At 68.6% G+C, this 19,913-nt stretch carries 15 protein-coding genes; 4 read left to right on the forward strand and 11 right to left on the reverse strand.

Annotated elements, in window-relative coordinates:
* The first annotated feature begins 44 nt into the window (after positions 1 to 44).
* Positions 45 to 479, forward strand: a complete 435-nt coding sequence (locus tag OG344_RS32465) for a YbjN domain-containing protein (protein WP_405086352.1) — start codon at positions 45 to 47, stop codon at positions 477 to 479.
* Positions 480 to 486: 7 nt separating this feature from the next.
* Here OG344_RS32465 and OG344_RS32470 read toward each other — a convergent pair whose 3' ends face one another.
* Positions 487 to 1,113, reverse strand: a complete 627-nt coding sequence (locus tag OG344_RS32470) for an NADPH-dependent F420 reductase (protein ID WP_405086353.1) — start codon at positions 1,111 to 1,113, stop codon at positions 487 to 489.
* Between the two features lie 582 nt (positions 1,114 to 1,695).
* Here OG344_RS32470 and OG344_RS32475 point away from each other — a divergent pair.
* Complete coding sequence (locus OG344_RS32475; RefSeq protein ID WP_405086354.1) at positions 1,696 to 2,214, forward strand: hypothetical protein; 519 nt, start codon at positions 1,696 to 1,698, stop codon at positions 2,212 to 2,214.
* A 140-nt stretch (positions 2,215 to 2,354) separates the two neighbouring features.
* Here the strand turns inward: OG344_RS32475 and OG344_RS32480 are convergent, their stop codons facing one another.
* The 8 genes from OG344_RS32480 to nrdR form a co-directional block, all read right to left on the reverse strand.
* The gene (locus OG344_RS32480) at positions 2,355 to 3,704 is read right to left on the reverse strand and encodes a glycoside hydrolase family 30 protein (protein WP_405086355.1); all 1,350 of its coding nucleotides are present in this window, start codon (positions 3,702 to 3,704) and stop codon (positions 2,355 to 2,357) included.
* A gap of 949 nt (positions 3,705 to 4,653) precedes the next feature.
* Positions 4,654 to 5,574 (reverse strand): S-4TM family putative pore-forming effector, encoded by a 921-nt coding sequence (locus tag OG344_RS32485; RefSeq protein ID WP_405086356.1) that lies wholly within the window; start codon positions 5,572 to 5,574, stop codon positions 4,654 to 4,656.
* Positions 5,571 to 6,458, reverse strand: a complete 888-nt coding sequence (locus OG344_RS32490; RefSeq protein WP_405086357.1) for a CBASS oligonucleotide cyclase — start codon at positions 6,456 to 6,458, stop codon at positions 5,571 to 5,573. The genes OG344_RS32485 and OG344_RS32490 overlap by 4 nt, the downstream gene beginning before the upstream one ends.
* On the reverse strand, positions 6,455 to 6,973 hold the full coding sequence (locus OG344_RS32495; protein WP_405086358.1) for an HORMA domain containing protein: 519 nt from the start codon (positions 6,971 to 6,973) through the stop codon (positions 6,455 to 6,457). The genes OG344_RS32490 and OG344_RS32495 overlap by 4 nt, the downstream gene beginning before the upstream one ends.
* Positions 6,970 to 7,449: a hypothetical protein gene (locus OG344_RS32500; RefSeq protein ID WP_405086359.1), complete on the reverse strand. Its 480-nt coding sequence runs from the start codon at positions 7,447 to 7,449 to the stop codon at positions 6,970 to 6,972. Before OG344_RS32500 ends, OG344_RS32495 begins: the two co-directional genes overlap by 4 nt.
* The gene (locus OG344_RS32505; RefSeq protein ID WP_405086360.1) at positions 7,446 to 8,378 is read right to left on the reverse strand and encodes an AAA family ATPase; all 933 of its coding nucleotides are present in this window, start codon (positions 8,376 to 8,378) and stop codon (positions 7,446 to 7,448) included. The genes OG344_RS32500 and OG344_RS32505 overlap by 4 nt, the downstream gene beginning before the upstream one ends.
* A gap of 234 nt (positions 8,379 to 8,612) precedes the next feature.
* Positions 8,613 to 12,548 carry a vitamin B12-dependent ribonucleotide reductase gene (locus OG344_RS32510; RefSeq protein ID WP_405086361.1) on the reverse strand — a complete coding sequence of 1,312 codons (3,936 nt, stop codon included), beginning with the start codon at positions 12,546 to 12,548 and terminating at the stop codon, positions 8,613 to 8,615.
* A gap of 121 nt (positions 12,549 to 12,669) precedes the next feature.
* Entirely contained in the window at positions 12,670 to 13,128 is a 459-nt protein-coding gene (nrdR, locus tag OG344_RS32515) for a transcriptional regulator NrdR (RefSeq protein ID WP_327047024.1), read from the reverse strand.
* A 429-nt stretch (positions 13,129 to 13,557) separates the two neighbouring features.
* On the opposite strand from nrdR, the gene lexA reads away from it, so the two are divergent.
* Positions 13,558 to 14,271, forward strand: coding sequence for a transcriptional repressor LexA (gene lexA, locus OG344_RS32520; protein WP_405089219.1), 714 nt, complete (start codon positions 13,558 to 13,560; stop codon positions 14,269 to 14,271).
* A gap of 85 nt (positions 14,272 to 14,356) precedes the next feature.
* Positions 14,357 to 15,454 carry a MalY/PatB family protein gene (locus OG344_RS32525; protein ID WP_405086362.1) on the forward strand — a complete coding sequence of 366 codons (1,098 nt, stop codon included), beginning with the start codon at positions 14,357 to 14,359 and terminating at the stop codon, positions 15,452 to 15,454.
* Between the two features lie 69 nt (positions 15,455 to 15,523).
* Here OG344_RS32525 and OG344_RS32530 read toward each other — a convergent pair whose 3' ends face one another.
* The gene (locus OG344_RS32530) at positions 15,524 to 17,200 is read right to left on the reverse strand and encodes a cellulase family glycosylhydrolase (RefSeq protein WP_405086363.1); all 1,677 of its coding nucleotides are present in this window, start codon (positions 17,198 to 17,200) and stop codon (positions 15,524 to 15,526) included.
* A gap of 180 nt (positions 17,201 to 17,380) precedes the next feature.
* Positions 17,381 to 19,843 (reverse strand): leucine--tRNA ligase, encoded by a 2,463-nt coding sequence (gene leuS, locus OG344_RS32535; protein WP_405086364.1) that lies wholly within the window; start codon positions 19,841 to 19,843, stop codon positions 17,381 to 17,383.
* Positions 19,844 to 19,913 lie beyond the last annotated feature (70 nt).

Below are 19,913 nucleotides of genomic sequence, written 5' to 3' on the forward strand. Positions count from 1 at the left end.
CGACCGCCCCCGTGGCGTACGCCCGATGCGGCAGGATGGGATCCGTGACGCCTTCCCCAGCGGTCGTCCAGCCGGACCGGGAACTCGTCGAAGAGATCCTGGACGAGCTGGACATCGAGCACACGATAGACACAGAGGGCGACCTGGCGATCTCCACCGCCCACCTCACCATCTTCTTCCTGTTCGGCAAGGAGGGAGACCTGTTCACGGTCCGCACCTTCTACGACAGGCCCTACTCGGTGGACGACAAGCCGATGCTGCTCACGGCGCTCAACGAGTGGAATGCCGACACCATGTGGCCGAAGGTCTACACCTTCACCCAGGACAACGGCGCCCTCCGGCTGGTCGGAGACTCCCAGCTCTACATCGGCGCCGGAGTGACCAGGGAGCACCTGAGCACCGTGATCGCCCACTGGGTCAGGTTCTCGATCAAGTTCTACCGCTGGCTCACCGGCCGCATCGCCTTCGAGTCCGGCTGACCGGCGCTCAGGCCTCGGCCAGGGCGGCGCGCAGCTCGGCGATGGTGAGACGCGGGCCGTAGGCGGGCCTGTCCCGCTGGAACCGGCGTCCCTCGGCGAGCGGGCCGGCGTCGACCACGTCGAAGCCGAAGGAGTCGATGAGCTCGGCCACCTGCTTCTTCGCCTCGGCGTCGTCGCCCGCGATGGGCAGCGCCCGCCGGTTCGCCGCACCGGCGGGCAGGCCCTGCTCGGCCAGGTGGACGTGGCTGATGGAGTTGAAGGCCTTCACGACGCGGGCCTCCGGCAGGTGCGCGGCGAGCACCTCGCTGTCGCTGGTCTCACCCGAGTCGATCTCGGGGAAACGGCCGTCCCGCTCGAAGTAGTAGTTGTTCGTGTCGATGACCGTCTTGCCCTTCAGCGGCTCGACCGGGACCTCCCGGTAACGCCCGAAGGGAATCGTGACGACGACGATGTCGCCCGCCGCCGCGGCCTCGGCCGGGGTGGCGGCACGCGCGTCCGGGCCCAGCCGGGCCGCGAGTTCGGATAGCGTCTGGGGCCCGCGGGAGTTGCTCAGCACCACTGAGTGGCCGGCGTCGACCGCCAGCTTCGCCAGGGTGCCGCCGATCTTCCCGCTGCCGATGAATCCGATGACCATGGCTGCGGCAACACGGGAACCACCGGTGTCATTCCCGGCCGGCGTGTCCCGTAGGACGACGGCTCGCTCTGGCCCTCGCAACGGTCCCGGCGGGGGAAGGTGGATGCCTCCCAGGCGGACGCGAGTGGGAGACACCAGGGCAGCGATTTCGACGTCCTGACTCGCGGCCGGGTCCTCACCGCGCTCCTGCGCGACCTGTGCGGGAAGCGGGGCCGGAGCATTTGGACGCGCTATCCATAGCTGCCCGCTCCGGCGGTCAGGATTTTCGAGGAGTTTTCGTGATTATCAGAAGGGCATTGCTACCACTAGACTCAGGCGTTTCAGCACCGACGACTACTTGTGGCGGCGAATGAGTGATGCTTGTAAGCACGGTCTCAGCCCCATGCCCGGGCCGATCCGCGCGTATGTGCGACTCATGCCGGCGATCTGGACAAGTCACCTCGCTGTCGCGTCCTCCCACAACCGCCGAAGCCGACAAAATGGCGTCTTCCTCCCCCAATCCGTCTCGTCTGTCCTGGAGCTACCTTGACAGCCAATATCACAGCCCTTGTTACCTCCCTGATCGCTGTAGTCGGAGCTGTAGTGACGTCCCTCTACTCCCAGCGGACGGCACTGCGGAGCAGGCAGCAGGAGTTCGAACTGGGTAGAGCCCAGCGGCAGGAAGAGCACGAGCGTGCCCAACGCAAGGCGGTGCTTGAGCAACGGCGCGCATGCTATGTGGCGCTGAACATCGCCATCAGAAGGCATCGCGCGGCCATCATCGACTTCCTGCACGCCATCCAGCGTGGGCAAGTCGACGATGATGTACGGGACGAACTCGAAGAATCGCGGCGGCTGTACATCGAAAGACACGCGGAAGCGCAGATGACGGCTCCCGACGACGTCCTAAGCGCCGCAGGCGCCGTGCGAGAACACCTAAGTACCTGGTTCGGGCTGGCCAAGCGGCTGGAATCCGGAGCAACGCGGGAAGGCGACTCTCTGGAGGCAGCCTTCAAACATGGCGATCAGTTTTGGAGTCACAACAAGCGCCTGCGCTCAATGATGCGTACTGACCTGGGTGTCCCCAAATCGAGCGGCGACCAAGATGACGACCGCGTGTGAATCGATGGACTACATTCGGCACGGTGACAGATTCACTTCCAACCGGCCTGCTGAGCGCATAAGCCGAGGGGCGGCGGACTCTCCCGCCACCCCTCGGCGATCAGTGCTCATGGGGCTGCGCGCCAATTACGCGGGGCGGCTCAGCCCAGGACGATCGTCGTCAGGGCGCGCGGCGCGATCGTCACGCCCTTGCCCCGCAGGGGGATGGGGGCCACGGCGTTGTTCTCGTCGGTCAGGTAGGCCCTGGCCCGGCCGTGGCCCTTGATCTTGTCCCAGGTGACGGAGTCCGTACCCGTGTTGAGGATCTCGACGACGCGGAAATCGTCCGCGTTGCGGAACGCGGAGACCTTCAGGCCGGGGTCGGAGGCCGTCGCACCGAGCCGCACCGCGCCGGGCCTGATGAACCTGCTGTAGGCGGCCATCGCCCACAGCCGCTTCGACACCTGGTAGGTCTTCGTCGTGGTGTCGATGCGGATGAACGCCCTGGTGGCCCCGCTCGAAGCCCCCAGCCAGTAGATGTAGCCGGAGACGTCGCCGAGTGTCAGCGCGTCGTTGACGGCCTGCGCGACCGTCATACCGTCCTGGCCGCTGCCGTCGTCCCACCTCTCGTCCCACGTGCTGCCGCCGGGGCCCCACTCGGACATCCACGTGTTGCGGTCCGTCGGCAGCGGGGAGGTCGGGGGGCTGGCGTAGGAGTGGCCGCTGTGCACCCTCACCCAGCGTGCGGCCTCCGGGGCGGCCTCGATCGCCTGCGTGTACGTCTTGGCCTGGTCCCAGCCGAACGAGTCGCAGCACACCATGTTCACGCCCGCGGCCCTGGCCACCGGGCCGAGCACCTTGACGAACCGGGCGGCCTGCTCGGGCGTGAAGCGCATGGATTCGTAGCCGGCCGTCCAGTCGGGCTCGTTCGTGAAGCCCAGGTCGGTGATCCTGACGCCTTCCCGCGCGTAGAACTTCGTGTACTGCACGAGATAGTTCGCGTACGCCCGCTGCCACTCCGGCAGCAGCGTGCCGCCGTTCCTCGCGTCGCCGTTGTCCTTCATGTAGCCGGGCGCGCTCCAAGCGTCGGCGAAGAAGCGGTTCACCCCGTACCTCTGGGCGGCCCTGGCTATCCAGACCTGGCTGTTGTCGTCGCCGTCCCAGACGTACCTGGGCGGCGCCGTCGGGCCGCCCGGGTCGTCCGGCTGAATCGAGACCATCTGGTCGTACGGGCTGCCCGCCGGCCTCGCTCCGATGCCGAGCCGGAGAATGCTGAGCCCGGCCCCCTTCTCGCGGCTGAACCACAGATCGAGGATCTCCTGCTGCTTGTCCTCCGGCAGGGCCTTGATCAGCTCGTTCCGCCGGAACGCGGTGGAGACGCCGAACCCGTCGATCTTCTGATATTTCACGCTGTCGTCGATGTCGATGGTGACCGTCGACGCGGCCGCCGGCTGCGCCTGCCCGATCAGTGGAGCGACGAGCAGTGCGGCCGCGAAGGCGTGTTTACGCATGGCTACTCCGGTGTCGAGGGGGTTGGCGCGCCCGTGAAGGCACCTCGGGGCAGGGCCGGTGTCGCGTGGCCGCGGCGCGGCGCGGAGCGGTCGGTGGGGGGCTCAGGCCGAGGTGGGCGACACCGGATCGGAACACTCACAGAGATAACACGCCGAAAGATTTGACTCAATATGTCAGGAGATTTCCCGAAAATTTCGGTTCATCGTGCGATGAGGGGAGTGTCCGCGATGTGGGTCCGTCTCCCCTGTTCAACGCCTTAGTGGGGTTGTGGGGGGCACTCCCCCCGGCCGTGCGGTACCGACCGGCGCACGCACGACACTCGGCGGGCACCGATGATCCGTTCACAGCTCGGAGCGGAAACTATCGCATCGTGATCGAAACTTTCGATGGAACCGCGGGCCTTGCGGTCATCTCACGCAAGGAAGGGGACCGGCGAGTCCGCCGGCCCCCTTCGCTCACGGGTATGACCCGAGGTCAGCTGCAGCCGCTGGTGCTGCCGCAGCCCTCGCAGACGTAGCAGCTTCCGGCCGGGCATCTTCGTGCCGCAGGTCAGGCACAGCGGCGCGTCAGCCGTACGGCCCTGGTGGCTCTCCAGCGAGGCCCCGGACCGGCGCCGCCCGCTCCGAGGGGGAGGAAATGCCGAGGGCAGCCTCGACCTGGCCGGGGTCGTAATCCGGTGCAGAGGGACGGTGATGGAGATGTAGTCTGAACTCATAGGAACGGCAGGACTTTGCGGCGGCTGATCGTCCTTATTCGTGGCGCAGCACCTCCCCGTGGGACCGAGAGATGCCGACGTCTTCGCCTGCGCCGGAACGGCGATTCCCCCGTTAGCCCCCACTCAAGGGGACGTCGCTGCCATGCCTGTTCTGCTCCCGCTACCCCTCCCAGATTTTTCTCCGGGATCCGGCGGCCGCGGCGCCGTTGCAGGACCGTCGTGACCGCGGTGCGTCAGCTCCCGGCCGCAGCCCTCGTTAGGGCGTTTGATCGGCGGCGTCTGAGGCGATAGAACCAGTGCGGAACGCGCGGGGATTGGGCGCGATTGTTGAAGACCGCGTCCTGGAACGAGCGGCAGTCTTGGAGATTGACTGCGGTCGCGTCCCCCCGCCCCGCCGCGACAGCGACTTCGACGCGGCGTTCCACGCCCTCGCCGACTCCGGCGCTCTTGAGGAAGCTGCTTCCCAGCTCGCCGGTGTCCAGCATGGCGGGTGCAGTCGGCAGGAACAGCGCGACCAGGTACTCGGCGAGGGTGAGGTGGAGCTGTACCGCGACGGTCAGGCCGAGCAAGAGCCATAGCAATCCGGAGACGATCAGGAAAGCTGCGTAGGCTTGGCGGTCCTTGCGTGACCAGGCGAGGGCCTGGTGCTGACAGATCAGGACGTCCACCGGATGGCGGACGCCGGACAGGTCCACTGTGAACCAGTCGAGGTAGCGCTTGTTCCGACGCGCGTTCATGGGCGGGTGGCCCGCATCGCTAGTGATGTCGGAGCGGACAGGCTCAGGACCACAAAGCGTCGCGTTCCAGGGCAGTCCGAAGAGCTTGACGTCGTACAACTCCTGCTGGCGCACGGCGCGCAGGTACGCTCGTCGCTCCAGCTGCTCCAGCGCGGTGCGGCCCAGAACGAGCCAGCCGGCGGCGACGGCCGCGAGCACGTCGGAGACGCCCTTGTCCGCTCGCCAGGCGATGACGGGGGCGATGGCAGCGAACACGAGTGTTCCCAAGAGGCGCAGGGTGCGCCAGCGCTGCGCGACCTTGTAGCGGTAGCTGTAGGCGCGTAGACGCTCCAGGTGCGCCGACTCGTTCTGCCGGGCGAGCAGGTTCGATGCTCGGCCGACGGCTGCCGGCTTGAGCGCCGCAGGCTTGGTGGTCACGACTTAGCGAACGCCGGTCCCAACAGGCCCTGCCATGCCTCAAGTGCGTCCCCAATGCGGCCCTGCTGCTCAAGCCGAAGCGCGTGCGTGCACGCGCGCTCCGCGTCCCGCAGCGCGGCCTGCGCAGCCGAGCGCTGGTAGGGGTCGGCTTCGAGCTGCCCGCTGACATTGGGGCCGAGCCTGGCCGGGTCCGGCCACGGTTCCCCGATACGTGCCGTCGCCTCAGCGAAGAACGCGCGGAGTTCGCGCGGATATGACCCGCCCCACGCGCCCGCCAGGATCTCCAACGCCATGACCTCGATGAGGAAACTCGGCTGTATCGGTTTGCTGGCGTGGTCGTTCCACTTCTTGACCATCTTCACCAGCGGCTTCCACCGGCCGTCGTACACCTTATTGGCGGCAGTGGCCATGGCCGCATGGACGGTTGGGTCGGTGCGTACCCACTGTCCGGTGAAGTCGTCGGGGATGAGGTAGCCCCCGTCCTCGTGGTCGAACGCGGGGACGACGTCGAAGCTCATCACCTCACCGCTGGTGTCGTCGACGAGCTGCACTCCGAAATCCACGCGGACGGCGAACCTGTCCGGTTCCGTCCTGCCCGGGTAGTGCGGTTCGAGGATCTTCTGGACGTCACTGAGCACGACCACGGGGTGCTCGGACAGGTACGCCAGGTCGGAGAGGACAATGAAGATGTCCACATCCCGAAGTGGCTTCGTCTTGGTCTCCCGTCGATAGGACCCGGTGAGGAAGTCCTTGCGAATCTCCAGTTCGGAAGCGTCAAGTTGCCCACGGATGCGCTGCTGCCGGGCGGAGGCGTTCTGCTCCTCGGTCGTGGTGGCCTCGAACCGGGACTTGAACTTCTCGAAGGCGTCACCGACGGTAATCATGCTGTCCTCCGGTGATAGCTCAGGTTGGCGCCGAGGCTTCCGCCAGTGATGGCCGTCCCGAGTGGTTGTTGGGTGAAGCCAGCGGTGCTGCGCAGGGTCGTGCTGCTCCAGCCCTCGACGTCTGGACGCCCGGCAGCGGTGGTGGCGATGACGCGGTAGGTGCACCGCGTGACCGAGACGCCGGCCTTCTTCAGGGCGAAGGCAACAGCGGCGGTGTCGAACCACAGGTCGCCGCCGCCGTCGGGGGCGTACCCGTAGTCGATGCCAAAGTCGAAGCGGCCGACCAGTCCGCTAGGCACGGACGAGCCCTCGGTGTAGATCTCGAGGACGAGGCCGGTCAGGTGTCCGGTGTCGAGCCACCTGGCGATGCCCTTCTCGAGCACTGCCCAGTCACCCACCAGTTTCGTGACCGGCAAGCCGACACCTCTCACCAGCCGCTTGACGCCGTACAGGAGCTTGTCGGCCACGTACGTTGTGGCGTGCGTGGACGTGGACACGGTGACGCGGGTGCTCACTTCAGCCCTCCGGACAGGTCGATGATCACGCCCGGTGCGGATGTTATCCCTCCAGTGTTGGCCGTGGAGGCTGCTGTGGCCTTCTCCTGACCGAGCGGGCGCACGATGACACCGAGCACGCCGGACAGAGCCTCGCTCGCATCGTCGAAGTCGTCCTCGCCGCAGGGCAGCGACACCACCCAGCCGTCACCGACAACCGGCTTTGAAGGCAGGGGCAGGACTGCGTCGTTATCCTCGATTGCATTGTCCCCGTGAAGGGTGTAGATGCGCACTCGGGGACCGAAGACCGGTGCGACATCAATGGGGTTGTCGGCCGTGTACTCCTCCGAGATGAGCATGGCAGCCACGTTGGAGGCGGCGAGCAGTTGGTTGTGCGCTGCGGTGCCCGGCGCGGAGAGCAGGTCCACGATCGTCAGCCAAGTATCGCCTGCGGTCCGGACTGGGAGGCTGGCGACGCGGCGGGCGAGGACGGTCACCGGACTCCCCTCAGGGAGGCGATAAGGGCGGCCGGGGTGAGGCGCGCCGGGTTGGCGGCGGCGGACTCCTCGAGGGCGCACGCCTCCGCGACAGCCTTTCGCAGCCGGCGGCCGTCCAGGCCTTCACTCGCATCGGCGGCGGCGCGCAGGGTCTGCGGCGATAGGAGGTCCGTGCTGGCGTCGAACGCCGTGACGAGGGCATGCAAGGCGCCTTCGAGGATAGTCTGCCGCGCTTCGGTGCTGGGCAGGGGCACCGGCAGAATGAGGTCTGCACGGGACTCCAGTGCAGGGTCCAGGATGTCGGCGAAGTTGGTCGTGGCGATCAGCAACAGGTCAGGGTGGCGTTTGGCCAGGGTGTCAAGCGCGACCAGCCCGGCGTCGACTGCACGGTGCACGTCGATCGGGTTGGCCTCCATCGACAACTGAGAGCGGTCGGTAAACAGAGTTTCGACCTCATCGAGCAACACGATGGTTGGCCCGGTGGCGGCTTGTTCGCCGATGACGTCGTTGAACAGGTGGTGGACACTCTTCTGGCTCTTGCCGAGCGAGGAACTGGCCAGGGCGTGCGAGTCGACCTCGAGGAAGGCCCACTGCGTTCGGCCTGGGAGACGAACGCTACGGGCGACCCGGTCCGCGAGTCCTCGGGCCAGAGTCGTCTTACCGACGCCGGGTGGGCCGCTGAGGAGGATGACACCGTGCAGCGGGATAGCGTGGAACGCAACCCGGTGCCGGACCTGTACCGAGACCACCGCCTGTCGCAGCACCCGCTCCTTGAGGTCTCCGTCCAGCACAATGGTGTCCCAGTCGCTGTGGAACTCCTGGTCCGGCAGCAGGCGGGCGTCCGCCAGGCCGGGTATCGCGTCTGAGTTGGGTAGCCCGCGTCGCACCTGCGTGAGGGCCACCATGTCGGGATGGCTGGTTTGCTTCATCGAGGGTCTCCCCCTCCGTATGATTTCGCGTTTGATGCGTCACCCGTCCGGCACGCCGCGGTCCCCCCCCAGCGACCGATCGATCGGGGTCCTTGGTGTCCGAGCGCAGTCTGAGAGTGTCCCCGTGAGCTGGTGGCTCACGGGGACACCTTGTCGTACCTGGTATGCCGTTTCCGGCCCAACAGGTGAGCGGTCACGCCACCCACCGAGGGGACACGGAATCTACACCCGAGGTCAGCTGCAGCCGCTGGTGCTGCCGCAGCCCTCGCAGACGTAGCAGCTTCCGGCCGGGCGCATCTTCGTGCCGCAGGTCAGGCACAGCGGCGCGTCAGCCGTACGGCCCTGGTGGCTCTCCAGCGAGGCCCCGGACCGGCGCGGCTCGGGCGCCGCCACCGGCTGCGCCACTCCCTCGGCCGGTGCGTCGGCACGCTTCTCGATGGGCGCCGACTGCGCCAGTGCGGCCGTGTCGAGGTCCTGGATCGCGGCCGGCTCCTCGCCCCGCTGCTGCGCGGCCCGCTCCGAGGCGGAGAAGATGCCGAGGGCCGCCCTGTCCTCGTACGGCAGGTGGTCGAGCGCGAGCCGCCGGAAGATGTAGTCCATCACGGACTGCGCCATCCGGACGTCCGGGTCGTCGGTCATCCCGGCGGGCTCGAACCGCATGTTGACGAACTTCTGCACGTACGTGTCCAGCGGCACGCCGTACTGGAGGCCGATCGAGATCGCCACCGAGAAGGCGTCCATCACCCCCGCGAGCGTGCTGCCCTGCTTGGACATCTTGAGGAAGACCTCGCCCAGTCCGTCGTCGGGGTAGGACGAGGCGGTCATGTAGCCCTTCGCCCCGCCCACCGTGAAGCGGGTGGTGGTGCTGGGCCGCTGGTTCGGCATCCGCCGCCGGGTCGGCCGCGCGACCTCCACGACCTGGACGACAGACTCCCTCTCCGCGATCTCCGCGGCGGGCGCCTCCTCGGAGGCCTTCTTCGCGATCGACAGTGGCTGGCCGACCTTGCAGTTGTCGCGGTAGACGGCCAGCGCCTTGAGGCCGAGCCGCCAGCCCTCCAGGTAGACCTGCTCGATGTCGTCCACCGTGGCCGACTCGGGCAGGTTCACGGTCTTGGAGATCGCGCCGGACAGGAACGGCTGGGCCGCCGCCATCATCCGGACGTGGCCCATCGGGGCGATGGCCCGCTCCCCCATCGCGCAGTCGAACACCTCATAGTGCTCCGGCCGCAGGCCGGGGGCATCCACGACGTGACCGTGCTCGGCGATGTACTCCACGATCGCCTCGACCTGCTCCTCAAGGTAGCCGAGCCGGCGCAGCGCCCGCGGGATCGTCTGGTTGACGATCTGCATCGAGCCGCCGCCGACGAGCTTCTTGAACTTGACCAGCGCCAGGTCGGGCTCGATGCCGGTGGTGTCACAGTCCATCATCAGCCCGATGGTTCCCGTGGGTGCCAGCAGCGAGGCCTGCGCGTTCCGGTAGCCGTTCTTCTCCCCGGTCCGGAGGCACTCCTGCCACTGCCGGGTGGCCTCGGCGTGCAGGCTCTTGTCCATGTCGTCGAGCGTGCGCAGGTCGTCGTTGGCCGCGGCGTGCTTGCGCATGACCCGCTTGTGCGGCTCCGCGTTGCGCTGGTAGCCGTCGTACGGGCCGACGATCCCGGCGAGCTCGGCCGAGCGGCGGTAGGACACGGCGGTCATCAGCGAGGTGATGCCCGCGGCGATCGCCCGGCCGCCGTCGGAGTCGTACGCGTGGCCGGTCGCCATCAGCAGTGCGCCCAGGTTGGCGTACCCGATGCCGAGCTGCCGGTACGCCCGGGTGGTCTCGGCGATCTTCTGCGTCGGGAAGTCGGCGAAGGTGATGGAGATGTCCATCGCCGTGATGATCAACTCGGTGATCTTCACGAAGTTCGCGACGTCGAAGCTGTCGTCGTCGCGCAGGAACCTCAGCAGGTTGATCGAGGCGAGGTTGCACGAGGAGTTGTCCAAGTGGACGTACTCCGAGCAGGGGTTGCTCGCCGTGATGCGCCCGGTCTCCGGGCAGGTGTGCCAGTCGTTGATCGTGTCGTCGTACTGCACGCCGGGGTCGGCGCACTCCCAGGCGGCCTGCGCCATCTTGCGGAACAGCGACCGGGACTCCACCTCCTCGATGACCTCGCCCGTCAGCCGGGCCCGCAGGCCGAAGTTCGACCCGGCCTCCACGGCGCGCATGAACTCGTCCGAGACGCGGACCGAGTTGTTGGCGTTCTGGTACTGCACGGACACGATGTCCTTGCCGCCGAGGTCCATGTCGAACCCGGCGTCGCGCAGCGCGCGGACCTTGTCCTCCTCGCGCGCCTTGGTCTCGATGAACTCCACGATGTCGGGGTGGTCCACGTCGAGGACGACCATCTTCGCCGCCCTGCGGGTGGCGCCGCCCGACTTGATGGTTCCGGCGGACGCGTCGGCGCCGCGCATGAACGAGACCGGGCCGCTCGCCGTGCCGCCGCTGGACAGCAGCTCCTTGGACGAGCGGATCCGGGAGAGGTTGACCCCCGAGCCCGAGCCGCCCTTGAAGATCACACCCTCTTCCTTGTACCAGTCGAGGATCGACTCCATCGTGTCGTCCACCGCGAGGATGAAGCAGTTGTGGACCCGCAGGTTGCCGGACAGGTACTCGCCGCTCTCGGTCTGGATGTCGTAGACCTCCATGGGACCGAGGTGCTCGATCCGCGCGATCTCGAGCCGCTTGGTGTCGTGGGCGGGGAGCCCGGGAAGGTCGAACGTGCGCTCCAGCTTCTCCGCCTTCACCGGGTCGACGAAGCCGATCTCGTCGGCGAAGGCGCGCCGGTCGCCCGCGGACTGGATGCGCAGGGTCCAGCAGCCCTTCCGGTCCTCGCGCGCGTCCTTCTTGAAGCCCACCCGGGCGTAGATCCCGAAGCGCAGCAGCAGCGCCTGCATGCCCCGGACCAGCTTCTCGGAGATCATGTCGACCTCGACGACGGCCGACCGCTCCCGCATGGAGACGAAGCCCTCGGCCTGGAACACGCTGCGCAGATACGCGGCGACGACCGGCAGCGGCGCCGTACGGAGCCGGGCCGGGACCTCCATGTCGGTCCCTCGCGCGCGCAGCCCCCACGCCTCGACGAACTCCTCAAGCCCCCGCCCGTAGAGGCGGGTCCTGCGGCAGTCCAGCGAGGCGTCCTGTGTCTCCACCGCGCGCTCCTTGCGGTGGACACCCGGCAGGACCTCGTCCAGCGCCCTGGTGACCCAGGCCAGCTCGGCGGGGGTGACGGTGATGGCCTCGATCGTGAGGGAGCGGTTCGTCCCCTCGTACTGGCCGACGAACCCGTCGGACTGGAGCCAGCCCGCCAGCGCCGCCTCGGCCACCTCGTGGTGGTCGATCTCCCGCTCGCCGTAGGCGGCACGCCGGTGCCACTCGAGCTGGTCGTCCGGCCGCAGCGTGCCGGCCTCGACGAAGCGCCCCGTCCCCTCGCCGGTCGCCTTCCAGACGAGGTGGTCGGCGGTCACGTCGAGGGTGTACCCGGCCTTCGTGTGGATCCGGAGCACGTCCTTGACACCGTTCGCCTTGGTGGCGACGATTCTGGTCAGCCCGTGCGCGTCGTAGACCTTGGCGCCGACCGCGTCCGCCTCGACGAGCTCGCCAATCGGCACAAGACCCGCCGGGGTGCTGACCATGGCGTCGTACGGCTGGCAGGCGCTCACCTGCTGGGGGGAGCGGGTGCCGACGTTGAACCAGACCGGGGAGTTGAAGCTGAAGATCTGGTGGATCAGCGCGTGCTTGAGCTCGTGGTCGAAGATCTCCGCGTCCTCCTCGGAGGCGAAGTAGCCGTTCTCGACGCCGGTCCTGGTGTAGACGCCCACCACCCGGTCGACGAGCTGCCGCAGGCTCGACTCGCGCTGCGCGGTGCCCACCGCGCCCCGGAAGTACTTGGTGGTCACGATGTTGGCCGCGTTGACCGACCAGGAGGCGGGGAACTCCACGCCGTGCTGCTCGAAGTTGACCGAGCCATCGCGCCAGTTGGTCATCACGACGTCGCGCCGCTCCCAGCGGACCTCGTCGTACGGGTGGACACCCGGGGTTGTGAAGATGCGCTTCATCTTCAGGCCCCTGCGCGGGCGCTTCGCTCCCCGGCCTCCCGCCCCCGCCGCCGTGCCGCTAACGGTCTCCGTCATGACTTCCCCCTCCCGGGGCCCGGTGGAGCCCCTCTTTCCGACCACGCTCGTCACACCCTCGTCGTCACGCCGCACGGCTCGCTTCTCGCCCGCCCGCCGCGCCGGCTTCCGGGGCCGGCGGCTACTCCCCGCCGCCGTGGGCCGCCCTGAGCCGCTCGATCTCGGCTTCGAAGTCCGCCAGCGTCTCGAAGCTCCGGTAGACCGACGCGAACCGCAGGTACGCCACCTCGTCCAGGTCGCGGAGCGGGCCAAGGATGGCCAGCCCCACCTCGTGTGAGGCGATCTCCGCGGCGCCGGTGGCCCGGATGGTCTCCTCCACGCGCTGCCCGAGCTGGGCGAGGGAGTCCTCGCCGACCGGGCGTCCCTGACAGGCCCGCCGTACGCCCGCGACGACCTTCTCCCGGGAGAACGGCTCGGTGACCCCGCTGCGCTTGCTCACCATGAGCAGCACGGTCTCCTGAGTGGTGAACCTGCGCCCGCATTCGGGGCAGGTGCGGCGGCGGCGGATGGCCGCCCCGTCTTCGGCTGCGCGGCTGTCCACGACCCGTGTGTCCAGGTGGCGACAGAACGGACAGTGCACTTCATCGCCTCCCTGAACGCACATCCCGAACACAAGGTGTAGTGAACTTACACCGCTGTGACTACTAGATGTTGGGGTCCAACGGTAGAAGTGCCCGTCCTTGAACGCAAGTCGAACCGGGCGTGGCGGGGGAAGTTCCTGCTCGCCTGGCGTGTCGTCCCACGCGCCTCAGGCGCATCCCCTGTCCCGGGACGCGGGAATAGGCCGTACGGCGTTTTCGCGCCCGGATTTCTCCATTCCTTCTGAGCCGGGCGAACGACCGGCCGAGAAGATCGGGTAAATCGAACACGGGATCGATCGAACTCCCGTACGATGAGGAGAACGGCGAGATCGGCGATTTCGCTGGATATCGAACAATTGTTTGACGGTGATCTTGAATCGCGGTACGGTCGCTCTGTGCGACATGAGGAACACGGATTGAGAGGTGGCATCGTGAGTGACCGAAGTGAGCAGGCGAATGGCGTCAGCGACCTCGCGGTTCGTCGGCGCGACTCGCTTGGCCTCACCCCCAGGCAGCGGAAGATCCTCGAGGTGATCCGCGACTCGGTCCAGCAGCGCGGCTATCCGCCGTCCATGCGGGAGATCGGCGAGGCCGTCCAGCTGACCAGCACCTCCAGCGTGTCGCACCAGCTCACGGCGCTCCAGCGTAAGGGCTACCTCCGCCGGGACCCGCACCGCCCCCGGGCGCTGGAGGTCAGGCTCCCCGGCGAGCCGGTCCTGTGGGTCGACCCGGACGCCGCCGAGGAGGAGAGCGGCTTCAACCGGCCCACCGCGGCGTACGTGCCGCTGGTCGGCCGCATCGCCGCCGGTGGCCCCATTCTCGCCGAGCAGAGCATCGAGGACGTGTTCGCGCTGCCCAAGCAGCTCGTCGGCGAGGGCACGCTGTTCCTGCTCCAGGTCTCCGGCGACTCGATGATCGAGGCCGCCATCGCAGACGGCGACTGGGTCGTGGTGCGGCAGCAGCCGGTCGCCGACAACGGCGACATCGTCGCGGCGATGATCGACGGCGAGGCCACCGTGAAGACGTTCAAGCGCAAGGACGGGCACGTGTGGCTGGTGCCGCACAACCCGAACTACGAGCCGATCCCCGGCGACGAGGCCACCGTGCTCGGCAAGGTCACGGCCGTCCTGCGCAAGCTGTAGTCAGGCCCTGTGCCGGCGTCCCACCGCGGGACGCCGGCATGACTGCCCTCCGGATGACCGATATCCGGCGATTAGGGTGAGTCCCGTGAAACTCGACTCGCTCTCCCTGGAGGCCGCCCGCACCCGTGACGGGATCAAGTGGGCCCTGGCCGCGCCCGGTGTCATCCCCGCCTGGGTCGCCGACATGGACTTCCCGGTGCCCGAGGCGGTCCGGGAGGCCGTCGCGCGACGCGCGGCCACGGATCTCGGCTATCCCGCGTGGCTGGACGAGCCGACCGCCGGGCCGCTGGCCGAGGCGTTCGCCGAGCGGATGGAGGCGAGGTACGGCTGGCGGGCCGATCCCGCGCACGTGCGGTCCTACACCGACCTCAACCAGGCCCTCCAGGTGCTGCTGCACCTCATGACGGAGCCCGGCGACGCCGTGGCGCTGCACGTCCCGGCCTACGACCCCTTCCTCGTCACCATCACCGGGATGGGCCGCCGCCTCGTGCCGATGCCGCTGACGGCCGAGGGCCGGTTCGAGGTCCCCGCCGAGCCCGTACGCGTGCTCCTGCTGGTCAACCCGCAGAACCCGTCGGGCCGGTCGTTCACCCGGGAGGAGCTGGAGGAACTCGCCGCGTACGCCGACCGGCACGGCACGCTGGTGATCGCGGACGAGATCCACGCCGACCTGACGTACGCCCCGGCCCGGCACATCCCGTTCGCCACGATCCTGCCCGAGCGGACGGTCACGCTGACCTCCGCCAGCAAGGCGTTCAACATGGGCGGGCTGCACTGCTCGGTGGCCCATGTGGGCGCCAGGGACGTCAGGGACGCGCTCGGCCGTCAGCCCGCCCACATCTACGGCGCGCCGAGCGTCCTCGGAGTGGAGGCCACGGTGGCCGCGTGGCGGCACGGCCAGACGTGGCTGGAGGAGGTGCTGGCGATCCTGGACCGCAACCGCCGGCTCATCGCCGAGCGGCTCCCGGCCGGGGTGGGCTACCGCATGCCCGACGCCACCTATCTCGCGTGGCTCGACTTCGGCATCCCCGACGCCGCCTCCTTCGTCGAGAGGGAGGCCCGGGTCAGGCTCAACCCGGGCCCCAACTACGGAGGTGGCGACACGTTCGCCCGCCTCAACTTCGCGACGTCGGCGCCGATCCTGGAGGAGATCCTGGCCAGGATCGCCGCCGCCGTGAAGTAGGCCGCCGTGAAGTAGGCCGCCGTGAAGTAGGCCGCCGTGAAGTAGGCCGCCTGCTCAGCTCGCCGCCGTTCAGCTCGCCGTGCAGGTGACCTGCGACGGCACGCCGTTGGTGCCGGACCAGCTCGCGTTGAACCCGAACGCCGTGGACGCCCCGGCGCCGAGCGCGCCGTTGTAGGACATGTTCGTCACCGTGACGTTGGATCCGCTGGCGCTGAGCGTGCCGTTCCAGAGCTGGCTGATGCTCTGCCCGTTCGGGAAGGCCCACTTCACGGTCCAGCCCGAGATGGCGGAGCCGCCCGCCTTCACCGTGACCTCACCCTGGAAGCCGCCGCTGTCCTCGTTGACGATCTTGTAGGTGGCGGTGCAGGACTTGCCCCCGTTCCCGCTGGGAGACGCGGACGGTGACGCCGACGGCGACCTCGGCGGAGTCGGAGAAGCCGAGGGAGACGCCGACGGAGAGGCCGACGGGGAGGCCGACGGGGACCTCGGCGGGGTCGCCGACGGAGAGGCCGAGGGCGACTGCGGATTGCCGCCCACCGGCGGGATCAGGTACGGCGAGATGATGCTCTGCTTGGCCTGGTCGACGGTGGCCCAGTCGTCCTTCAGGATGCCGCCCGTGTCACCCGAGTTCGGGTTCCACGACCAGTAGGTGAAGGACATGCCGTTCACCCCGGTGCCCATGTACTTCATGAGCTCCTGGAGCCAGATCTTGTCGGTGTTGCTGGCCAGCGTGGTGCCGAACTCGCCCACCATGATCGGCGCGATGTTCTGCTTGTAGATGTAGCCGAAGTACTTGTCCCAGATGGCCGGCATGTTCGCCGGGTACGTCGGGTCGTCGAACCACGCCTGCCGGTAGACCGACGTGGCGTACTCGTGCGGCGAGTAGACGAGCCGGTTGGCGACGTTCAGCCGGACGGGGAACTGCCCGGCCTTGGTGAGGTTGCCGCCCCACCAGCCGCAGTCCTCGTCGTTGCTGGTGTCGTTGTCCCAGGTGTTGTTCAGGCCGCCGCTCGGGCAGCTCACGCCCTCCACGAAGATCAGCCAGTTGGGCTGGACGGAGAGGATCGCGTTGCCCGCCCGCTCGGCCGCGAGACGCCAGTCGCGCGCCTGGTCGCCGCAGCCCCAGCAGGAGCCGATCGCGTTGGGGCTGGTGCCGTCGGCGTGCGGCTCGTTGTGCAGGTCGGCACCGATCACCGTGGTGTTGCCGGCGTAGTGCTGGGCCAGCGACTTCCAGTTGGCGAGCCAGGTCGACTCGGGGACGCCGGAGGTGTACCACAGCGCCGTCTGGCCCGCGCTGGTCGGCCGGTGCCGGTCGAGGATGATCCGCATGCCCTTCTGGCCCGCGTAGTCCACGATCTTGTCGAGGATCTGCAGCGGGGACAGGCCGATGAGATCGGGGTTGGAGTAGGTGTTGACGCTCGTCGCCTGCGCGCCCGCCTTCAGCGCGTCGTCGGAGTACGGCACCCGGATCGTGTTGTAGCCCAGGTTCGCCATGAGGTCGAGCTGACTCTTCCACGGGTTGTTGGCCCACAGCCCGTGGAAGGTCTTGTTGTCGGTCTCCATGCCGAACCAGTTGATGCCGGTCAGCCGGACGGTGGCGCCGGTGCTGTCGACGATCTTGTTCCCGCTGGTGTGCAGGTAGCCGGTGCCCGTGCCGGCCGCGTTGGCCGGCGTACCGGTGGCGACGAGCACGGTCGCCGCCATCGCGACGGCGGTCGCCAGCCCGCCGAGAATGCGTCTGTACAAGACGTGCCTCCCACGAGGGGCGCACGCCACCGGTGAGCCGTACGGTCAGGCGCGCGCCCCAGACCACCGCCGGAGCGGTGGTGGTCGCGGCATGCCCTGACCGCACGCCTCATCTGTATGACTTGTTTTGTGGCTCGGACGTCATTTTGTCCGGACAGCTGCCCGATCGTCAACGTCCGGTCACGGGACGATGTTGACGAGCTTCGGCGCCCGCACGATGACCTTGCGCGGCGCGCCGTCCAGGTAGGGCCTGACCTTGTCCGACTCCAGGGCCAGCGCCTCCAGGTCGGCCTCGGAGATGTCCGGGGACACCTCCAGCCGGTCGCGGACCTTCCCCGCCACCTGGACCACGGCCGTGACCGACTCCTGCACCAGCAGCGCCGGATCGGCCTGCGGCCAGCCCGCCTGCGCGACCGACGGCGCGTGGCCGAGCCGCTCCCAGCCCTCCTCCGCGACGTACGGCGCGACCAGCGACAGCATGACCGCCAGGGTCTCGGCGGCCTCGCGGACGGCGGGGTCGGCGGCGCCGGGGCCGGCGTCGATCGCCTTGCGAGCGGCGGAGGTCAGCTCCATCATGCGGGCCACCGCGACGTTGAAGCGGTGGCCGTCGACGAGCCGGGTGACCTCGTCGATGGTCCGGTGCGTGACCTTGCGCAGTTCGACGTCGCCCCCGGAGAAGCCCGTCCCGGGGGCGGACGCCGCTCCGGCCTCCGTCATCACGCGGAACGCGCGGGCCAGGAACTTCTGCGACGCGGCCGGCGAGACGTCGGCCCAGTCGATGTCGTCCTCCGGCGGGCCGGCGAAGATCATCGTCAGCCGGACGGCGTCCACCCCGTAGTTGTCGATCTGCTGGCCGAGGTCCACGCCGTTGCCCAGCGACTTCGACATCGCCTTGCCCCGGTTGATCACCTGACCCTGGTTGAGCAGGCGCAGGAACGGCTCGGTGAAGCCGACCAGGCCCATGTCGTGCAGGACCTTGGTGAAGAACCGCGCGTACAGCAGGTGGAGCACGGCGTGTTCGACGCCCCCGACGTACTGGTCGATCGGGCCCCACTTGCCGACCTTCTCCACGTCGAACGGGCCGCCGGTGTGGCCCGGGTCGCAGTAGCGCAGGAAGTACCACGACGAGTCGACGAACGTGTCCATCGTGTCGGTGTCCCGCTGGGCGGGGCCGCCGCACTTGGGGCAGGAGACGTTGACCCAGTCCGTGGCGGCGGCCAGCGGCGAGACGCCCTTCGGCTGGAGGTCCGCGCCGCGCAGGTCGGGCAGTCTGACCGGCAGCTGGTCGTCCGGCACCGGGACCTCGCCGCAGTCCACGCAGTGGATGATCGGGATCGGCGTGCCCCAGAACCGCTGCCGCGACAGCAGCCAGTCGCGCAGGCGGTAGTTGACCGCGGCCCTGCCGGTGCCGCGCTCCTCCAGGACTTGGATGATCTTGCCGATCGCCTCGGCCTTCGTCAGCCCGTCGAGCGGGCCGGAGTTGACCAGCGTGCCCTCGCCGGGGGTGGCGACGCCGGTTCCGCCCGGGTCGGCCAGGCCGGTGTGCACGACGACCTTCACCGGCAGGCCGAACTTCCGCGCGAAGTCGAGGTCGCGCTGGTCGTGGGCGGGCACCGCCATGATCGCGCCGTGGCCGTAGTCGGACAGCACGTAGTCGGCGGCCCAGACGGGGATGCGCTCCCCGCTGACCGGGTTGACCGCGTAGACGCCCAGGAAGACGCCGGTCTTCTCCTTCTCGGTGGACAGCCGCTCGATGTCGGAGAGCTTGGCGACCTCGGCGCGGTAGGCGGCCAGCGCCTCGGCCTGCTCGGGGGCGACGATCTCCTCCGCCAGCGGGGCGTCCGCGGCGACGACGAAGAACGTCGCGCCGTACAGCGTGTCGGGGCGGGTCGTGTAGACGGTGACCGGCTCGTCGCGGCCCTCGATCTCGAACCGGACGTCGGCTCCGGTGGAGCGGCCGATCCAGTGGCGTTGCATCGTCAGGATGCGCTCGGGCCAGCCGTCCTCGATCCGCGCCATGTCGTCGAGCAGGCGGTCGGCGTACTCAGTGATCTTGAAGTACCACTGGGTCAGCTCGCGGCGGACCACGTCGGCGCCGCAGCGCTCACACCTGCCCCCCACGACCTGCTCGTTCGCCAGCACGGTCTGGTCCTGGGGGCACCAGTTGACCAGGCCGCCCTTGCGGTAGGCCAGACCCCGGTCGTAGAAGCGGGTGAACAGCCACTGGTTCCAGTGGTAGTACTCCGGGTCGCTGGTGTGCAGGCGGCGCGACCAGTCGAAGGAGATCGCGTACCGCTTGAACGAGTGCGCCTGCGTCTCGATGTTGGCGTACGTCCACTCGGCCGGGTGGGCGTTGCGCTTGATCGCGGCGTTCTCGGCGGGCAGGCCGAAGGAGTCCCACCCGATGGGGTGCAGGACGTTGTAGCCCTGCTGGAACCAGTACCGCGCGACGACGTCGCCGATCGCGAAGACCTCGCCGTGTCCCATGTGGAGGTCACCGGAGGGGTAGGGGAACATGTCGAGCATGTACTTGCGCGGCCTGGTGTCCGCGGCGTCCTCGACCGCCGCGAAGGGGTTCGACTCCTCCCACCGCGGCAGCCACTTGGCCTGCAGCGCCTGCGGGTCGTACACCGGCTCGTCCACTTCCACTCCTCGCCCGGCGGCAGAATCAGGGTTGATGACGCCCGCCCGGGCAACCCCTGCCATACGATCG

The sequence above is a fragment of the Microbispora sp. NBC_01389 genome, from assembly GCF_045040095.1.
Taxonomy (GTDB): domain Bacteria; phylum Actinomycetota; class Actinomycetes; order Streptosporangiales; family Streptosporangiaceae; genus Microbispora.